Source organism: Gammaproteobacteria bacterium, assembly GCA_028819075.1.
Lineage (GTDB): Bacteria > Gemmatimonadota > Gemmatimonadetes > Longimicrobiales > Gaopeijiaceae > BD2-11.
Genome location: JAPPMM010000040.1, coordinates 1 through 17,240 on the forward strand (window position 1 = coordinate 1; position 17,240 = coordinate 17,240).

Here is a 17,240-nt window from a genome sequence, read left to right on the forward strand (position 1 = left end):
GATATAAACCAATCAGTGCCAATCGCTTACAAAAATCAATCCCATCGAGCCATTCAGTCGCCCGTCCGATCCGCCGATACTTCCCGGGATGCTTCGCGGCGATCAACGGACAGGTCGGAGGCAATCGGGTCTTACGGACGATCGCGCGCACCGTTGAAGCGCTACGGAGGCGACTGATTGCCGCCTCCTGTGAGTCGTCTGTACCTTGATCGAGTGGTTGCTCGGTGAGCGCCGAACCACAGGCGGAGGAGACATGGAGTGGTGGCAGCCGGTCAGCATGGCGGGAACGGTCGTCGTCACGTTGACTACCGTGTTGACGTTGGGGTGGCGGGTTCTCGAAAGGATGCGACGGGAGAACCGGATCGCTCACGACAGGATCGGAGACAGCATTGCCGGGCTACGCAGCGATCTGAGCCGTGACATCGGTGCGGTCCGGGGCGACCTCGATGGGAAGATCGATGGCCTCCGTGACGATCTCCATGGCAGGATCGGAGCCCTGCGCCACGATCTCACCGGCCGGATCGATGGTAAGACCGGAGACCTGCGCGACGATCTCACCGGCCGGATCGATGGCAGAATCGGAGGGCTACGCGAGGATCTGAGTCGCGACATCCAGAGTCTGGGGGACAGGCTCGGTGCCGAAATCGCCACCAACCGCCAGGGGATGGTCGCGGTCGGTGAGGGTCTCGCGGAACTCCGAGGTGAACTCAGAGGCGTGAATCGCTCGCTTCAGGACCTGCGGGAGGATTTTCGGGTCCACGTCCATGGAGGGAACGCCGCCGCCTAGCGCTGGCGCCAACACACTTCACGGCGGCCCCAGGACTCTCGCCGTGGTCCGCCTGGGAGTGACCGCCGCGGTCCTATGCGGTTGGCGAGTCATCCTTCCCTGGTGGTAGCCCCCCACCCCTCGGCGCACTACCGTGGCGGGAGTACCCTTCCCTCCCCCGCAACCGGGTGCCGCCATGAACTCCTATCGTCCCGCGACCGCAATCGCCGACGCGACCAGTCCCGCTCACGCGACCGCGACGGTGCGCGTAAGCGTACTCGCCGCCGCGACCACCCTGGCCGCTCTCACCACCCTGCTCGCCGCGGCCGCGCAGCCCCACCCCGCGGCCGCCCAGACCACCGAGCAGAACGACAGTTCCGCCGCGGAAGCGCGTCGCACCAACTCGCTGCCGCTCATTCCCACGCGCACCCTGGACTTCACCACCGACGAGGGTACGTGGATCTCGCTGGATCTGTCGCCGGACGGGGAGACGATCGCTTTCGAGCTGCTCGGCGACCTGTACACCCTCCCCGTCACGGGTGGCGACGCGACGCGCATTACCAGCGGACAGGCGTACGACATGCAGCCGCGCTACTCCCCGGACGGCTCGATGCTCGTCTTCGTGAGCGACCGCGACGGCTCGGAGAACATCTGGATCGCGGGCGCGGACGGGAGCGGGGCGCGCCAGCTCACCGACACCGAGCGCGAGAGCTACATGTCGCCGGTGTGGACGCCGGACGGCGAGTACGTGATCGCCAACAAGGGCACGCAGCTCTGGCTGTACCACCGGGACGGGGGCTCGGGCGTGCAGATGACCGGGCACCGGGAGGACGGGGAGCCCGCGCCGCCCGCCCACCTGGGCGCGGCCTTCGACGCCGACCCGCGCTACCTGTGGGTGAATGTTCGCGGCGAGGTCGCGGGCGGGTTCGAGACGGTGAGCCGGCAGAGCCTCATAAACTCCGGCGAGGTGCTCGAGTTCGGTCCCGACCACGCCACCGGGCGCAGTTCGGCGCGCCAGGTGGGGCCCTTCCAGCTCGCCCTGCTCGACCGCGAGACCGGGCGCGTGCATGTAAGAACACACGAGCACGAGGGCGCCTTCCGTCCGGTTCCGAGCCGCGACGGACGCTGGGTGGTGTACGCGACCCGCTGGGACGCGCTCGAGGCGCTGAAGCTGCTGGACCTGGAGACCGGCGGTGACAGCTGGCTGGTCACGGACGTGCAGCGCGACGACTCGCAGGGCGGCGGCATGCGAGATCGGGACGTCTATCCCAACTCGGCCTTCACCCCGGACTCGCGGGCACTCATCACCAGCTACGGCGGCCGGATCATGCGCGTGGAAGTGCCGTCCGGCGAGGCCAGCGAGATCCCCTTCCGGGCGCGCGTCCAGCAGGACCTCGGGCCGCTGGTCAAGTTCGACTACCCCATCAACGACTCCACCATGACGGTCTCACAAATCCGGGGGGCGCGTCCCTCGCCGGACGGCCGCCGACTGGCCTTCGCGGCGCTCGACCGCCTCTGGATCACCGATCTGCCCGACGTGGAGCACCCGCAGACCAGCCAACACCCCGACATCGCCGGGGCGCGCCGCCTCACCACCGCCACGGACGTCGAGCACGGCCCGGTGTGGTCGCCGGACGGCCGCCACATCGCCTACGTCACCTGGAACGACTCGACCGGCGGAGACATCTGGCGCATCACGCCGGAGGGAGGCGAGCCGGAACGCCTCACCCGCGCTTCCGCCTTCTACGACAAGCTGGCCTATTCCGGCGACGGCACCCGCCTGCTCGCCGCGCGCGGCTCGATGATGCACCGCATGCGCACCCTCGAGGACTTCGGGCGCCATCATCGCGCATCGGAGATGGAGTACATCTGGCTGCCCGCCGACGGCGGAGAGGCCACCCGCATCACGTGGGTGGGCGCGAGCACGACGCAGCAGAGCCGCAACACGCCCCATTTCGGCCCGGATCCGGAGCGGATCTACATCTGGGCGGGCTCCGAGGGGCTCCTCTCGATGCGCTACGACGGCACCGACGTGCGCACCATCGTCAGGGTCACCGCCCCCTCCCCCGGCCCCGGCGGAAGCGCCACCCCGGACGAGGTGGTGCTTGCCCCGGACGGTCGCCGAGCCATCGTGCGCGCCAACCGCAACGTCTTCCTCATCACCGTGCCACCCGTGGGCGGGAATCCGGCCACCGTGTCCGTGGCCGGCTCCACCACGGTGCCGACGCGTCGCCTCACAAAGGTGGGCGGCGATTTCGTGGGCTGGAGACACGACGGCGGCGCCGCCTACTACTCGATCGGGCGCTCCTTCTTCGAGTACGACGTCACCGCGGCGGATGCGCTGATCGCGGATTCACTGACCGCGGCACGCGCGGAGGAAGTGGAAGATGAGCCCGAGGAGGAACCCGGAGCCCGGGAGACGGATGAGGAAGGGGCGGAAGCCGGGGACGAGGAAGACTCCACCCCCGCCTACACCGCCGCCCGCTACGACATCAACATCACCCTCGCAAAGGACAAACCGCGTGGGGCCCTGGCCCTCACCAACGCCCGCCTTATCACCATGCGCGGCGAGGAGGTGATCCAGCGGGGCGACATCCTCATCGAGGACAACCGCATCACCGCCGTGGGCGGTTCCGGCAGCGTCGCCATCCCCGACGGCGCCGAGGTCCGCGACATGTCCGGCAAGACCATTCTTCCGGGACTCGTCGACATCCACGCCCACACCTGGGTGGCCTGGGGCGTGCATCGGAGCCAGGTGTCGCAGTTCCTCGCGCAACTCGCGTACGGGGTCACCACCCAGCGCGACCCGCAGACCTCGACCGAGGACATCCTTGCCTACAGCGATCTCATGGAAGCCGGGGAACTCATCGGCCCGCGTCTCTACTCGACCGGCCCGGGCGTCTTCAGCGCGGACCGTATCTCGAGCCTCGACGAAGCCCGCGACGTGCTGCGGCGCTACGCCGATCACTTCAACACGCAGACGATCAAGCAGTACCTGGCCGGTGACCGCAAGGTGCGTCAGTGGGTCATCATGGCCGCGCGCGAACTCGGCCTCACGCCCACCACCGAGGGCGGCTCGAACTTCACCATGAACCTGACGCTCGCCCAGGACGGCTATGCCGGCCTCGAGCACTCGCTCCCCATCAGCCCCTTCTACCGGGACGTGGTCGAACTGGGTGCCTTCAGCGGGATGGTCTACACGCCGACCCTGATCGTGGCCTACGGCGGGCCGTCGGGTCGGCAGCTCTACCTTACCAGCGTGAGCGTCGACGAGGCCGAGCGGCTCCGCTACTTCACACCGCACGACGAACTCGACAAGTGGAAAACCACCACCTGGTATCGCACCGACCAGTACCCTCACTTCCAGCAGGCGGAGCAGCTGAAGAAGTGGATGGACGCGGGCGGGCAGGCCGGACTGGGCTCGCACGGCGAGGTGCAGGGCCTCGGCACCCACTGGGAGCTCTGGATGATGGCGTCCGGGGGCATGGAGAATCACGACGCGCTGCGCATGGCCACGCTCATGAGCGCGGACGCGATCGGGCTCGCGGGCGACATCGGCTCCATCGAGCCCGGCAAGCTCGCCGATCTGCAGGTGCTGAACTCCAACCCCCTTGACGACCTGCACAACACGACCGACATAGAGTACGTGATGAAGAACGGCCGTCTCTACGAGGCCGCCACCCTTACCGAGGTGTGGCCGCGCCGGCGCCCCCTGCCCACCCAATGGTGGTGGCGAGTGGAGCCGCCGGGTAGCGCACCGCCGGCGAGGCTGCTGCCTTAGCAGGATGACACTACTCACCGAACAACAGGGAGGCGCCATATGCGCGTATCCATCGAATACTGCACCGCTTGAAACTACAAGCCCAAAGCCGTCAGTTTGGCGGCCACTCTCAGGAAGCGATTCCACGGCGTCGACATCGAGATGATCCCGTCCGGCGGCGGCCGGTTCGAGGTCATCGCCGACGGCCGACTGGTGTACTCGAAGGCCGCCAGCGGCCGCCACCCGACCCACGAGGAGGTCGTATCGGCGATCGAAGAAGCGTAACGACGATCCCGCACTCGGAATCGCACGCGGGTCCCGGGGTACAACCGGCTTGCCTCGCGAACCGCCTTGGGCAAAACCAGGCGGCCCGCCTTGTCGATGGTAGTTTCCATGGTGGTTGTTATGGTTTGCCTGATGCCAAAGATCCAGACCCTTCCCGAGAAGCATCCATGCGTGAACAGCCCGAAATGATCCTGAGCTCCCCCCGCCGCAGTGTCCTGCGCGCCGCCTTCACCCTTCGCGCCATCGCGGTTTCGCTACCGTTCGTGGCGGTCACGGTCAGCGTGCTGCTCTTCGCGGGCGACCTCTCCGCCCAAACCGCCCTCTCCGTCTGCCGCACCCTGTCCGGCTCCCTCTCCGAGGGCGACACCGCGCGCTACACCTTCGAGGCCGGGGAAGACTACTTCGTGCTCGGCGAGGTCGATCAGGTTTCCGCGGACATCGACGTGCGGGTGCTCGGATCGGACGGAGAGACGCCCTGGGGGAACTCTTCCGGACCGGGCCGCGGCGCAGAGCGCTTCGCGGTGCGTCCGCCGGAAGCCGGCGCGTACACGGTCGAGCTGACCCCCGCGGAGGGCGAATCGGGTGACTACACCATCACCCTGCTTCGCCTCGAGCCGCTCGAAACCGACCCGGAGAAGCTCACCGACCAACTCATGTCCCGATACGAGGGCGAGGAATCCCCCGGGGCGGCCGTTCAGGTCTGGCGCGACGGCGAGACGCTCTTCTCCAGGGCCTACGGCATGGCCAACCTCGGCTACGGCATCCCGTTCGCCACCAACACGCGCACCAACATCGGCTCGACCTCCAAGCAGTTCACCGCCTTCGCCATCATGCTGCAGGCCGAGCGCGGACTGCTCTCGCTGGACGACGACATCCGCAAGCACATCCCGGAGCTGCCCGAGTTCGACCACACCGTCACCGTACGCCATCTCATCACGCATACCTCCGGGCTGCGCGAGTTCCTGAACCTGACGCGCATGACCGGGCGGCGCCTCGACCGAGGCGACTGGATCGACCGATCCGAGATCATCGACATCGTCCAGCGCCAGCCCGCGCTCCAGAACGAGCCCGGCGCCGAGTGGAACTACAACAACACCGCCTTCGGGCTGGCCGCGGTCATCGTCGAGCGCACCTCGGGCCAGGACTTCCCCACGTTCATGCGCAACAACGTCTTCGAGCCGCTGGGGATGACCCGCACCCTGGTCCGTCCATCACCCATTCACATCGTCCCGGAGATGTCGGAGGGCTACACGCCCGGGCCCGACGGCTTCCTGCAGATCGGCGACCTGGGTGGCGCGGCGGGAGCCGGCGGCATGTACTCCACGCTGGACGATCTGCAGACCTGGGTGGAGAACTACGCGAATCCGCGGATCGGCAGCGCGGAGATCTTCGAGGAAATGATGACGTCCTACGTCCTTTCCGGCGGCGAGGAAACCGGCTACGGCTACGGCCTCTCCGTCGACGAGCAGCGCGGCCTCAGGCGGGTGTCGCACGGAGGCGCCGACGTAGCGCACCGCTCGATGCTGGCCTGGTACCCGGAGATCAACGCCGGCATCACCACCCAGAGCAACCATGCGGGCTTCAACAGCGCGGTCGCGTACGAGCTGGCCGAAGCGTTCTTCGCGGACGCGATGAAGCCGGAGGATGCCGTGGCGGAGGAAGCGGGTGAGGACGCCTTCGATCCCGCCGACTACGACCCCGAGGATTTCGACGACCTCGCCGGCCGCTACGCGCTCGACGAGACGCCCGCCTTCATCCTCACCTTCACCCGCGAAGACGACACCTTCTACGCGGAACCCACCGGACAGCCCCGGCTCGCGATGGTGCCGACCTCCGACACCACGTTCGCCATCGAGCGCGTGTCCGCGACCATCGTCTTCCACCGAAGCGAAGACGGCAGCGTGAGCCGCATGACGCTGGACCAGAACGGTCTCCATCCCGGGACGCGCGTGCCCGGCGCGGAGGAGGCCGGCGATCCCGAGGCGCTGGCCGACTTCGAGGGCCGCTACTTCAGCGAGGAGATCGAGACGTTCTTCGAGATCGTTCTGGAGGACGCCGAACTGGTCATGAAGCAGCGCCGGCTGGACGACGCGACGCTCGAGCCGGGCCAGCCGGACACGTTCTCCGGCGGCGGCTTCACCTTCCGCTTCGAGCGCGACCGCAACGGCCAGGTGATCGGGTTCTACCTGTCGAACGGGAGGACACGCGACGTGCGCTTCGGGCGGGTGCGGTGATGATACTATCGCGGGAGGCGCGACGTCAGGTTCTGATGAAGAGCGCCAGCGCGAGGCCCGGGAAGAGCACGAACGAGTACAGGTTCCACACCACGAACCCCTTGACCAGCGTCCGGCCCCATCCCTCGCCGTAGAACCTGCGCATGGCGATCAGGACATAGAGCGGGGAAACGACGACAAGGAAAAGCTGCACCCAGTTGCCGGCCCCTTCGCCGGGCACGAGCAGCGCGGCGGCCAGCATCAGAAACACGAAGGTGTGGATGTGCATGCCGAACACCAGGTGCTCGACGAAGAACCTCTTCCTGCGCAAGTAGCAGACCCCGAGGATCATGGCGAACACCGGGAGCAGAAAGAACATCGCGATGGGCAGGTTGCCGATGGCCTCCTGCAGGAAGGCCCGGGGGTCGTGAAAGAGGTCGATCAGGAGGCCCCGCCCGTAGCGGATGAGCCATCCGGGCACGCCGCTGGCGCTCTCGTCCGGATCCGCCGATCCGGCGAGGCCGCGGACCACTTGCTTCGCGGCCGGATCGCCGGGTCGGCCCATGATGTCATCGACCTTGCGCGCGTGTTCGGGCAGCAGGCGGGCCTTGAGGACCTCGAGCTGGACGGGATCGATCGCCTGGCCAACCGCACTGTCGGCTCGTGTGTCCGCCGTCAGCGTGCTATCCGCAAGCACGCTGTCCACAAGCGCACCCAACCCGAGTCCGGCCGGAAGCCCGCGATCGGCGAGCGCGCTGTCCACCACGGCCAGCACGCTGTCCGTCACCGCGAGGGCGCTGTCCGCTGCCACGGGATCGTCGTCACCGCCCATCTGCACATCCGCATCCGAGAGATCCAGATTCCGCAGCCATCCCCCCGCTGAAATCGACAGCACCAGGAAGAACACGAAGCTGATGAAGAGGTAGAGCCGGACCGGCGACATGTAGGCGGCTCGGCGGTTGCGCGAGAACTCGCTCGAAAGGTGTCCGGGCTTGAAGAGCAGGGACTTGAGGGTGCGGAAGAGCCTCGAATCCAGCTCGAACATCTCGCGGAAGAACTCGTACGCCACCGACCAGAGGCCGCGCATGTAGTCGCGGTCGTTCTGGCCGTAGTGGCTACAGAAGCGGTCCGGCCGGCCGGACCCGCAGTTGGGGCAGATTCCCGTCAAGACGCTCAGAACGGATTCGTCGCGAACACCGCCAGTTCGGGCACGAAGCCGCGGGAATCCACCTTGAGCGCGCCCACCACCGCGCTGGCGATCTCCCTGGGCGTGAGCTTCTTGTCGGAGCGCTCGCGCTCGACGCCCGCCTTGGCGGCGAAGTTGGTCATGACCTCGCTCGGATTGACGAGCGTGACCCGGATGTCGTGGCGGCGGAGTTCATCGCGCCAGCACTCGGTCATGCCGCGCAGCGCGAACTTGGACGAGGCGTAGGCGGTGCGTCCGCCGCTCCCCCGGAGCCCCGACGTCGACGCGATGTTGATCAGCTCGCCGCTTCCCCGATCGATGAAGTGACGGGCGGCCTCGCGCGCCATCAGGAAGGCCCCGAAGACGTTGGTGCGATAGACCCTCTCGAGCTCCTCGAGGGTCATGTCCACCAGCGGCTTGAAGAGGCCGAAGCCGGCGTTGTTGACGAGGATGTCGAGGTGGCCGTGCTTCCTGATCACCTCGCTCACGGTGTGCACGGCGTCCGCCTCGACGCTCACGTCGCCCGCGATCCAGTCCGCCCCGGTTTCCTCGGCGGTCAGTTGCAGGAAGTCCTTCCGGCGGCCGGTAATGGTAACGATCGCGCCCTCCGCGATCAGCGCCTCGGCGATGGCACGGCCGATCCCCTCGGACCCGCCGGTGATCAGCGCGACGGCATTGTTGAGTTCCATGGGTGTCTCGGCGCTGGATTGGAGGGATGGCGGATCAGGGCGACCCCGCGGCCCGTCCGGGCGGGGGCGTGATGGGGAACTCAATGACGCCCTCGACGATCCCGCGTGCGACCAGGTCGGGCTGTGACACGATGACTTCGCGGTCGGCGGCACTGGTGAGGAAGCCGGTTTCGATGATCACCGCGATGGTCATGGGATGCAGGGCGTGTTCGTAGCGGCGGAAGTTGAAGGCGTAGTAGTTGCGCATGCGCCGGGTCACGGTCGGGAGGCGCCTGATGCCGGTCACCTCGCCGTATTTCCGGTTGAGCAGGTCGACGAAGTCGGAGGCGCGGCCGGTGGCGTCGCGGCTTGGGGCCGCCACCCGGTAGCCGGTCGTGCCGGGGTCGTTGCTCGCGTCGGCATGGATGGCGATGAAGAGGTGGGCGCGATAGTCGGGGGGCACCACGGCGGGAAGGATGTCGACCATGTAGCCCAGTTCTTCCAGCATGGCGCCGGCGTGGCGCGCGATCTCGAGGTTGACCTCCCACTCGGCCAGCCCGTTCCAGTTGGCCCCGTTGCGCCGCAGTCCCGACAGCTCGCGGGGAGCCTCATCGGTTCGCCAGTGACCGACCTGCAGGGCGATCCGCACCGGGCCGTCGGGGGCGCGCCACTCCTCCGGGGTGGGAATGGGGCCGGGATAGCGGTTGTAGTTCCGCCAGCGGCGCCAGCGGCGGGGAGCTTCCTGGGGCGGGACCTCTTGGGCTTCCTGCACGATCGGGGACGTCGAGACCGCGGCGGTCGGCGGGATGGCCGCGGGTGCGTTGCTGGCCGCCGGCCCGTTCGGAGCCGCGCCGGCCGGGGCCGCAGCCTCCGTCTCCGGGGTTGGCGCGGTGACCTCGTGGGTCGGCTCGACCCGGTCCGCAGCAGCCGCTCCCGCAGCCGCGGCCTCGCCCCCGAAGAACATTCTCGTCAACACGATCAGCGCGAACATCCCGACACCCACCAACCCGATCTTCTTCACGGAGAGCCTCCTCCCGAGGTCACGGCGCCCAGCGCCAGCGCGAATCGACACCCTTCGTCCGTCCACCAGCGCACCATCTCGAGACCCGCCTGCCGCAGCAGCGAACTGACCGCCGCCCGGTCGTACTTGCAACTGATCTCGGTGCGCAGCGTCTCACCTTCCCGAAAGCATATCACCGGACCGCCGGGCAAGGCCACCGCATGCGCCGAGAGGGCCTCCAAGTGCATCTCGATGCGCGTATTGCCGGCATCATACCAGGCGCGGTGGCGAAAGCGCGAAGGGTCGAAATCGGTGCCGAAACGGGCGTTGAGCACCCGCAGCAGATTGCGGTTGAACTCCACGGTCACTCCCGCGGCGTCGTTGTACGCCGCCTCGAGCGACTCGAGCGACTTGCCGGGGCCCGGCTGGAGATCCGCGCCCAGCAGGAACACGTCCCCGTCGCGCATCCCCGAACTCAACCCGGCGATCATGCGCACCGCCTCCTCATGGGTGAAGTTGCCGATCGTGCTTCCCAGAAGCGCGTAGATGCAGGGCGCCGGCGGCCGAACCGCAGGCCGGAGGCCACGCGTCATGTCCGCCACCTCCGGGCACACCTTCAGCGTGGGGTATTCGTCGCGGAGCCCGCGCGCCGTGTCGAACAGGAAATCCTCGCTGACATCGACCGGAATGTAGACGGCGGCCCTTCCCCCCTCTGTCATCGCGCTGAGCAGGATCCGGGTCTTGCGCGCGCTCCCGGCTCCGAACTCGACCAGCGCGCGCGGTTGCACCTCCTCGACGAGTGCTGGCGCGATGCGCGTCAGAATCCGCCGTTCGGCGCGGGTGAGATAGTACTCGGGAAGCCGGGTGATGGCCTCGAAGAGCGCCGAGCCGCGCTCGTCGTAGAAGTAGCGCGACGAGACGGTCTTCGGCGTGCGCGCCAGACCGCGCGCCAGCTCGTCTAGCTCTTCGCGTCGCTCGCGCACCTGAACCCCGAGAAGATCTGCCGGCGCTGGGGGAAGTCCCAGTTGCGGAAGGTGTTCCGGATGGCACCCGGGCGGGTGGCCCAGGACCCGCCGCGCAGCACCCGGTATTCGTCCCCGAAGAAGACCTCCGAGTATTCCGGGTACGGGAAGGCCTGGAATCCCGGATAGGGAAGGAAGCGGGACGCAGTCCATTCCCATACGTCGCCGATCATTCCGTAGCAGCCGAGCGGCGAGACGTTGCCGGGATGGCTCCCCGGCCGGGCCGGTCCGGAGCGGACGGCGTCCAGGTTGGCGTGCGTTGGCGTGGCGGGTTCATCGCCCCAGGGGTAGAGAACGGCGCGCTCGCGGACCGGATCCCAGCTCGCGGCAACCTCCCACTCGGCTTCGGTGGGCAGGCGCTTCCCGGCCCGGCGCGCGAACGCGTCGGCCTCGTACCAGGAGACATGGCAGACCGGAAGTGCGGGGTCGACAGGCACTTCGCTGCCCATCGCGCGGGTCCACCACACGCCGTCCCGCCGGAACCAGAAGAGAGGGGCTTCCGCACGCTCCCGGGCGCGCCACGCGAGCCCGGCCTTGCTCCAGTGCCCGTCGGTCCGGTAGCCGCCCGCCGCGATGAAGTCCATGAAGGCGGCGTTGTCGACGGGATGGCGGTCGATGCGGAAGGGTTCCACCCGCAGGCGGGTGCGCGGGCGCTCGTTGTCGTAGGCCTGCGACCGGTCGTCGGTGCCGACGAAGACATCGCCGCCCGGGAAATGGACCATGTCGCCGGTCCGCGGCTCATTCACCTGCCCCATCCCACACCGATTCTCTCCCAGTCCCGCATACGGCTTTCCTCCGATTCCCGCATACGGCTTTCCTCCGATTCCCGCATACGGCTTTCCTCCGATTCCCGCATACGGCTCCCCCTCCATCAACTGCAGCGTCTGCAGGATGGTCTCGTTGTGCTGGTACTCGTGCTGCAGCACCATGTTGAAGACGTAGGCCCCGCGGAGGAGCGGGGTATCGGCGCGCGGGCCGATCCTGTCCATCCTTTGGAGCACCGCGCGGCGCACGTCGGCCAGGTAGGCGAGGCAGGTGGCCCGGTCCGGGAGCGGCAGCCGGTCGCGCGTGGCGCGCGGATGGCGGAACGCGTCGTAGATGCCGCGCAGCCCCTCGGCCCCGGAGCCGGTGCCGTCGATGTTCTCGAGCAGCCACACCTCCTCGAAGTGCGCGATGTGGCCCAGATCCCAGACGATGGGCGACATGAGCGGATCGTGCTGCCGCGTCACGTCGGAGTCGCTCAACGGAGCAACCAGTTCGAGGGTACGGTTACGGGCTTCGCACAGACGATCGCGCAGCAGCCCAAGCCGGAGGGCGGGGGCCGTCATTGTCCGGGACCTCGCTTCCCGGCTACCATGGAGCGCCCGTGCCGGAGAGGATGCGCGGAATGGGATGCAACCCCTTTGATGGATTCGACTCCTTGCGTCCGTCGTTGAGACAACGCCCAGATGGTCCTGGAGAGTGCCGAACCATAAGGTGCGGCTGCGGGACGCGAATGCAAGCCGGTGCCGGACGTAGTCCTGATCCTGCGGGCGTCGGCGCGTGACCGAGGGACGTCCAGCCGCGCACTCCGACGAGCCAGCCCTGCGCGCTCACGAAGTCGTGAAACGCTATGGCACCACAATCGCGCTCGATCGGGTTTCGCTGGATGTGGCGCAGGGATCGTGCGTCGCGCTTGTGGGTGAGAGCGGTTCCGGGAAGACGACGCTGCTCCGCTGCTTCAACGCAATGGTCAGACCGGACGCGGGTTCCGTGGATGTCGGTGGTCGACCCGTCGCGTCCTTCGATCCGGTGGCTCTGCGCCGGGGCATCGGCTACGTGCAACAGGAGGGCGGGTTGTTGCCGCACTGGTCGGTGCTCCGCAATGTGGCGCTGGTCCCCTGGCTGCGAGCGGAAGAGGATGCCGGGGAACGGGCCCGCGCGGCGCTGGATCGGGTGGGGTTGCCCCCGTCGCGCTTCGGCGACCGCTGGCCCCGGGACCTCTCGGGAGGCCAGCGCCAGCGCGTGGCGATCGCGCGGGCGCTGGCGGGCAGCCCGGAGATCATCCTGCTGGACGAGCCCTTCGGCGCCCTGGACGCCATCACGCGCAGCGAACTGCGGCGGAGCTTCCACAACCTGCGCGCGGGGATGGGGGTAACGTCGCTCCTGGTCACCCACGACCTCCACGAAGCCGTGGAACTGGCGGATGAGATCGCGGTCATGAAGGGCGGCGCCCTCATGCAGGTGGGACGGCCGGAGGAATTGCTGAGCGCGCCGGCGCATGGCTACGTGGAAGAGCTGCTCAAGCGGGCGGGAGTCGGGTGAGCATGGGACGCGTGATGCTGCTGTTGGTCGTGGTCGCTCTACTCGGGGGAGCCCTGGCCACGCGGCCGAGCCCCGCATCACACGCCCGCCAGCCCCCGGCACTGGCCGGCAATCCCACGGCATTTGCCAGCAAGGCGGCGCCCGTCAGCCAGCCCGCGCTACAGACGCGGGCCGCCCAATCCTCCCAGGACGAGGGCACGCCCGTCATCATCGCCTCCAAGCCCTTCGCCGAGTCCTACATCCTGGCCGAGATCTTCGCTCAGCTCCTGGAGGCCCGCGGCATCGCCGTCGATCGGCGCTTCGGCCTCGGGGCTACTGAAATCGCCTTCGGAGCGCTGCGCGAGGGCGCCATCGACATCTATCCCGAGTACACGGGCACAGCCCTCGCGGCCATCCTCGGAGAGGAAATGCAGGCCGATGCCGAAGCCGTCTATCGTCATGTGGCGGGCTCCTTTCGCGAGCGATGGGACGCGCGCTGGCTCGCGCCGCTCGGATTCGAGAACACCTATGCCATCGCCGTGCGCCGCGAGACCGCGGAGGAATTGGGGCTCGCCACGCTGAGCGATCTGGCGCGCGAGGCCGGCGGGCTCCGCGCGGGCTTCACGCCGGACTTCATCGGGCGCTCCGATGGGCTTCCGGGACTCCGCGCCGCCTATGGCTTCGAGGCGGCCGAGGTCCTGCCGCTGCTGCAGGCGGTCAAGTACGAGGCGCTGGTCGAGTCCGGGGTCGACGTCATCGACGGGTACTCGACGGATGGGTTGATCGCGCGCTACGACCTCGTGGTCCTCGAGGACGACCGTAGTTTCTTCCCACCCTACGAGGCCGCCGGGCTCGTCAACGGGGATTTCTGGCGCCGGCGACCGGACGCGATCGCCGCGTTGAGCGAACTCTCCGGCCTGCTCGACGAGGAGCGCGTGCGCGAGTGGAACCGACGCGCCGAATCGGACGGTGACCCCGTGGCCGAAATCGCCCGTGATGCCCTGGCGGAGCTGGGGCTGGTGGTCCCGGATGCGGAAGAAGCCGTGGAATCGGACCTGGCGGAATCGGCCCCGGCTCGGGAGTCGGAGCGGGAAGCAGCCACGGCCGCCGAGTCCGCCCGGAGCCCGGTCGTCGGCTTCGCGTCATACATGTGGCAGAATCGCACCGACATCCTGGGCCATGCGCGCCGCCACATCGTGCTGGTGATCATCTCCCTCGCGGCCGCCGCGCTGCTCGCCATTCCCGCGGGGTTGATGCTCGTGCGGGTCGCGGGAGGGGCGGAAGGCGTAATCCGCACCATCGGCCTGGTACAGACCATCCCCAGCCTCGCCCTGCTCGCCTTCATGATCCCCGCGCTGGGGATCGGGGTCGTCCCGGCCGTGTTCGCCCTCTTCCTCTACTCCCTCTTCCCGATCTTGCGCAACACCTACACGGGCGTGCGCGACGCCAACCCGGCAGCGGTCGACGCTGCGCGCGCGCTGGGCATGACTCCCGCGCAACTGCTCAGGCACGTGCGCCTCCCGCTCGCGGCCCCGGTGATCATGGCCGGCCTCCGCACCGCGGCCGTGATCAACGTAGGCACCGCTACCATCGCCGCGTTCATCGGCGCCGGCGGACTCGGCGACCCCATCGTGGCCGGGCTGGCCCTCTCGGACACGCGCATGATCCTGTCGGGCGCAATCCCCGCCGCCGCGCTCGCCCTCCTGGTCGACGGGGCCCTCGGTCTGGCGGAGAAGCGGGTGGCGCCGGGAGGGGTGACGGTGGAGTGAGCGCGGGGGCGGCGCGGAAAGGGCGTCGGAGTTCACGGCAGACGTCAGCTTGCCGGTTTCCGGCAGGCGTCCCCATCGATAGCCCGGTGGTCCGCTCGGTGGGTGAACGCCGGTTGGCGACGGGCGGTGGCTCGGGGACGGCCTGTCGCGACGCGTAAAAAGTTTCCGCGGAGATTTTCGGCACTCGATCAGCTTGCTGGTTCCCGGCGGGCGTCCCCACCGCAAGCCGAGTGGTCCGGTCGGCGTGGGACTACATCGTGCCGTGCGGTGACCGGCGTCGAACCGAGGACGCTCCGTTCACAGCTTCGCTTGAAACACGAACCTCGGTTCCAGCCTCCCTGGGACGCTCCGTTCGCAACTGTCGCCTTGGAGAGACGCTCCGTTCACAGTCTCGAAGACGGTCCGCTCGCGATTCCTTGAAGACCATCCCTCCCCGTGAAAGGAGTACAAGCGGGAATGTCCCCAATTTACATCTGATAGTCCCATTTTACCATTGACGGATTCTGGAGCCACGAGTCGATACCATCCGAGATCCTCGCTGGGATAGTCGTCAGACGCGCTACAAAGGCCTCCGCAGGCGCCTGAGCCGCAATCTCCTCCGCAAATGATCCGGGGAGTCGACATTTGCTCTCTGAGGGCATCTGAGAGAGTCGAATATGCTCCCGTTATATTTATCCATGTGACGAGGGTATCCCCAATCAAGGAGCAATCCCGTGATCATGCCCGCAACGACCCGCGAAAACGACCCGTGGAAGCGCGAAGTGATTGTCGATGGAAGCAGTTCCACATCTTCCGCGGACGGGGCTTCGCCATCCGATGAGCACGATGAACTCCATCAGTTGGGTGAGCGCATCGCGGATCTTGCGGCGAGCATCAATGCCGCTGAAGGACGGATGATGGCGCTACTCGCCAACTTCGATCGCCGGGGCGGATGGAAGGACGACTTCGGGTCCTGTGCCGAGTGGCTTGCCTGGCGGACCGGCATCAAGATCGGGCCAGCGCGCGAGCGGGTTCGAGCTGCGCGGGCGTTGGAGGACCTTCCTCGTACCGCGGAAGCGCTCAGAAGGGGCCGGCTATCGTATGCCAAGGTGCGCGCGATCACGCGCGTGGCAACGCCGGAGAGCGAATCGAAGCTGCTCGAGTTCGCGAGGACGGCATCGGCGGCGAGGCTTGAACAGAGGGTGCGGATGTGGAAACAGCTGTCGCGCGAGGGGGAATTGACGGCCGAGCAGGTGCGGCACCGCAACCGGGCTCTCTCGGTCTTCGTGGACGGAGACGGGATGTATGTCGTCAGGGGCCGGCTCGAGCCGGAGGTCGGGGCGGTCCTGAGGCGGGCTCTGGAAGCCGCGGGAGACGCGCTTTATCGGCGGGAGGAGCGTGTCGGGGAGGAAGTGCGGCAGGACGGACGCGCTGAGAGTCGGATGGGCACCGAGGCTTCAGCGCGCGAGGGAGCAAGGGCTTGGGATGCGGCTCCCACGCCAAAGCAGCGCCGGGCGGATGCCGCCGGGCTCGTGGCCGAGCGGGCGCTGGCGGCGGGGTTTGGTGAAGACTCCGAAGAGGGTACGGATGAATCGGGTACGCGCGCGGAGCGGTATCAGGTCGTGATCCATACCGAAGCGGCGACGCTGGCCGAAGAGGGCGAGCCCGGCCGTTCGGACCTCGACGGCGTGCGCGTTGCCGCGGAAACTTCGAGGCGCATGGCGTGCGATGCAGCGGTCGTCGAGATGGTGCACGGCAAGCCTGAAGCGCTGCATGGCAAGCCTGAAGCGGTGCATGGGAAGACGCCGACGCCGGGTGACGTGGCAACCCGCGGACCGCGCGCAGGAGGACAGGTGCTCAGCGTCGGCCGAAAGACGCGCACGGTTCCGCCCCATATCCGCCGTGCCCTCGAAGAGCGTGACCGCGGCTGCCGCTTTCCGGGGTGCGCCAGCCGCTTCACCGACGCGCATCACGTCAGGCACTGGGCTGATGGAGGCGAGACCAGGCTGAGCAATCTTCTGCTCCTTTGCCGGCGCCATCACAGGGCCGTCCACGAGGGGCGGGTGAGGGTATGCACGGACCGCGCCGGGCTGGCGCTGTTCTTCACGCGCAAAGGGCGAGCGATGGCGGATGCCCCGGAAGCGACCGGGATGATCGGGTCGGGCGCTCGAGCGAGCCTCCCGGCGGTTGCCTCGAGTCCGTTCTCCAACGGAGCCGCTCGGTATCGAGACTCCGATGTTCCCTGGGCGATCGAGGCCGCGGCGCGGGAGGCCGTGGAGGAGACGCTATAGGGACGCGCTATAGGTCCG

Annotated in this window: 12 protein-coding genes; 7 read left to right on the top strand and 5 right to left on the bottom strand. The window is 68.0% G+C overall.

The features are described from left to right. Positions 1–253: 253 nt before the first annotated feature. The 4 genes from OXU32_09350 to OXU32_09365 all read left to right on the top strand — a co-directional run bounded on the left by OXU32_09350 (position 254) and on the right by OXU32_09365 (position 7,045). Entirely contained in the window at positions 254–787 is a 534-nt protein-coding gene (locus tag OXU32_09350; protein ID MDE0074153.1) for a hypothetical protein, read from the top strand. A gap of 175 nt (positions 788–962) precedes the next feature. Further along, the gene (locus OXU32_09355; GenBank protein ID MDE0074154.1) at positions 963–4,547 is read left to right on the top strand and encodes an amidohydrolase family protein; all 3,585 of its coding nucleotides are present in this window, start codon (positions 963–965) and stop codon (positions 4,545–4,547) included. A gap of 39 nt (positions 4,548–4,586) precedes the next feature. After that, complete coding sequence (locus tag OXU32_09360) at positions 4,587–4,811, top strand: SelT/SelW/SelH family (seleno)protein (GenBank protein MDE0074155.1); 225 nt, start codon at positions 4,587–4,589, stop codon at positions 4,809–4,811. Positions 4,812–4,978: 167 nt separating this feature from the next. Beyond that, positions 4,979–7,045: a serine hydrolase gene (locus tag OXU32_09365; GenBank protein MDE0074156.1), complete on the top strand. Its 2,067-nt coding sequence runs from the start codon at positions 4,979–4,981 to the stop codon at positions 7,043–7,045. Between the two features lie 25 nt (positions 7,046–7,070). Here OXU32_09365 and OXU32_09370 read toward each other — a convergent pair whose 3' ends face one another. Genes OXU32_09370 through OXU32_09390 form a run of 5 tightly spaced genes read right to left on the bottom strand, consistent with a single transcriptional unit; the run spans position 7,071 to position 12,228 of the window. Beyond that, positions 7,071–8,192, bottom strand: a complete 1,122-nt coding sequence (locus OXU32_09370; protein ID MDE0074157.1) for a DUF3667 domain-containing protein — start codon at positions 8,190–8,192, stop codon at positions 7,071–7,073. Positions 8,193–8,197: 5 nt separating this feature from the next. Continuing rightward, complete coding sequence (locus OXU32_09375; protein MDE0074158.1) at positions 8,198–8,899, bottom strand: SDR family NAD(P)-dependent oxidoreductase; 702 nt, start codon at positions 8,897–8,899, stop codon at positions 8,198–8,200. A gap of 34 nt (positions 8,900–8,933) precedes the next feature. After that, on the bottom strand, positions 8,934–9,899 hold the full coding sequence (locus OXU32_09380; GenBank protein ID MDE0074159.1) for an N-acetylmuramoyl-L-alanine amidase: 966 nt from the start codon (positions 9,897–9,899) through the stop codon (positions 8,934–8,936). Continuing rightward, positions 9,896–10,861 carry an L-histidine N(alpha)-methyltransferase gene (gene egtD / locus OXU32_09385; GenBank protein ID MDE0074160.1) on the bottom strand — a complete coding sequence of 322 codons (966 nt, stop codon included), beginning with the start codon at positions 10,859–10,861 and terminating at the stop codon, positions 9,896–9,898. Before egtD ends, OXU32_09380 begins: the two co-directional genes overlap by 4 nt. Then, positions 10,837–12,228, bottom strand: a complete 1,392-nt coding sequence (locus tag OXU32_09390; GenBank protein ID MDE0074161.1) for an ergothioneine biosynthesis protein EgtB — start codon at positions 12,226–12,228, stop codon at positions 10,837–10,839. Before OXU32_09390 ends, egtD begins: the two co-directional genes overlap by 25 nt. A gap of 214 nt (positions 12,229–12,442) precedes the next feature. Here OXU32_09390 and OXU32_09395 point away from each other — a divergent pair, with 214 nt between their 5' ends. The 3 genes from OXU32_09395 (at position 12,443) to OXU32_09405 (ending at position 17,222) form a co-directional block, all read left to right on the top strand. Continuing rightward, positions 12,443–13,204 carry an ATP-binding cassette domain-containing protein gene (locus OXU32_09395; GenBank protein ID MDE0074162.1) on the top strand — a complete coding sequence of 254 codons (762 nt, stop codon included), beginning with the start codon at positions 12,443–12,445 and terminating at the stop codon, positions 13,202–13,204. 2 nt (positions 13,205–13,206) lie between these two features. After that, a complete protein-coding gene (locus OXU32_09400) occupies positions 13,207–14,952 on the top strand; it encodes an ABC transporter permease subunit (GenBank protein ID MDE0074163.1) in 1,746 nt (581 codons plus the stop codon). A 719-nt stretch (positions 14,953–15,671) separates the two neighbouring features. Further along, the gene (locus tag OXU32_09405) at positions 15,672–17,222 is read left to right on the top strand and encodes a DUF222 domain-containing protein (protein ID MDE0074164.1); all 1,551 of its coding nucleotides are present in this window, start codon (positions 15,672–15,674) and stop codon (positions 17,220–17,222) included. The last annotated feature ends 18 nt before the right edge of the window (positions 17,223–17,240 follow it).

Bases quoted from the DNA above. Each gene is read 5' to 3' on its own strand.
- OXU32_09350 (MDE0074153.1), top strand. From the start codon at position 254: ATGGAGTGGTGGCAGCCGGTCAGCATGGCGGGAACGGTCGTCGTCACG.
- OXU32_09355 (MDE0074154.1), top strand. From the start codon at position 963: ATGAACTCCTATCGTCCCGCGACCGCAATCGCCGACGCGACCAGTCCC.
- OXU32_09365 (MDE0074156.1), top strand. From the start codon at position 4,979: ATGCGTGAACAGCCCGAAATGATCCTGAGCTCCCCCCGCCGCAGTGTC.
- OXU32_09375 (MDE0074158.1), bottom strand. From the start codon at position 8,899: ATGGAACTCAACAATGCCGTCGCGCTGATCACCGGCGGGTCCGAGGGG.
- OXU32_09390 (MDE0074161.1), bottom strand. From the start codon at position 12,228: ATGACGGCCCCCGCCCTCCGGCTTGGGCTGCTGCGCGATCGTCTGTGC.
- OXU32_09400 (MDE0074163.1), top strand. From the start codon at position 13,207: ATGGGACGCGTGATGCTGCTGTTGGTCGTGGTCGCTCTACTCGGGGGA.
- OXU32_09405 (MDE0074164.1), top strand. From the start codon at position 15,672: ATGCCCGCAACGACCCGCGAAAACGACCCGTGGAAGCGCGAAGTGATT.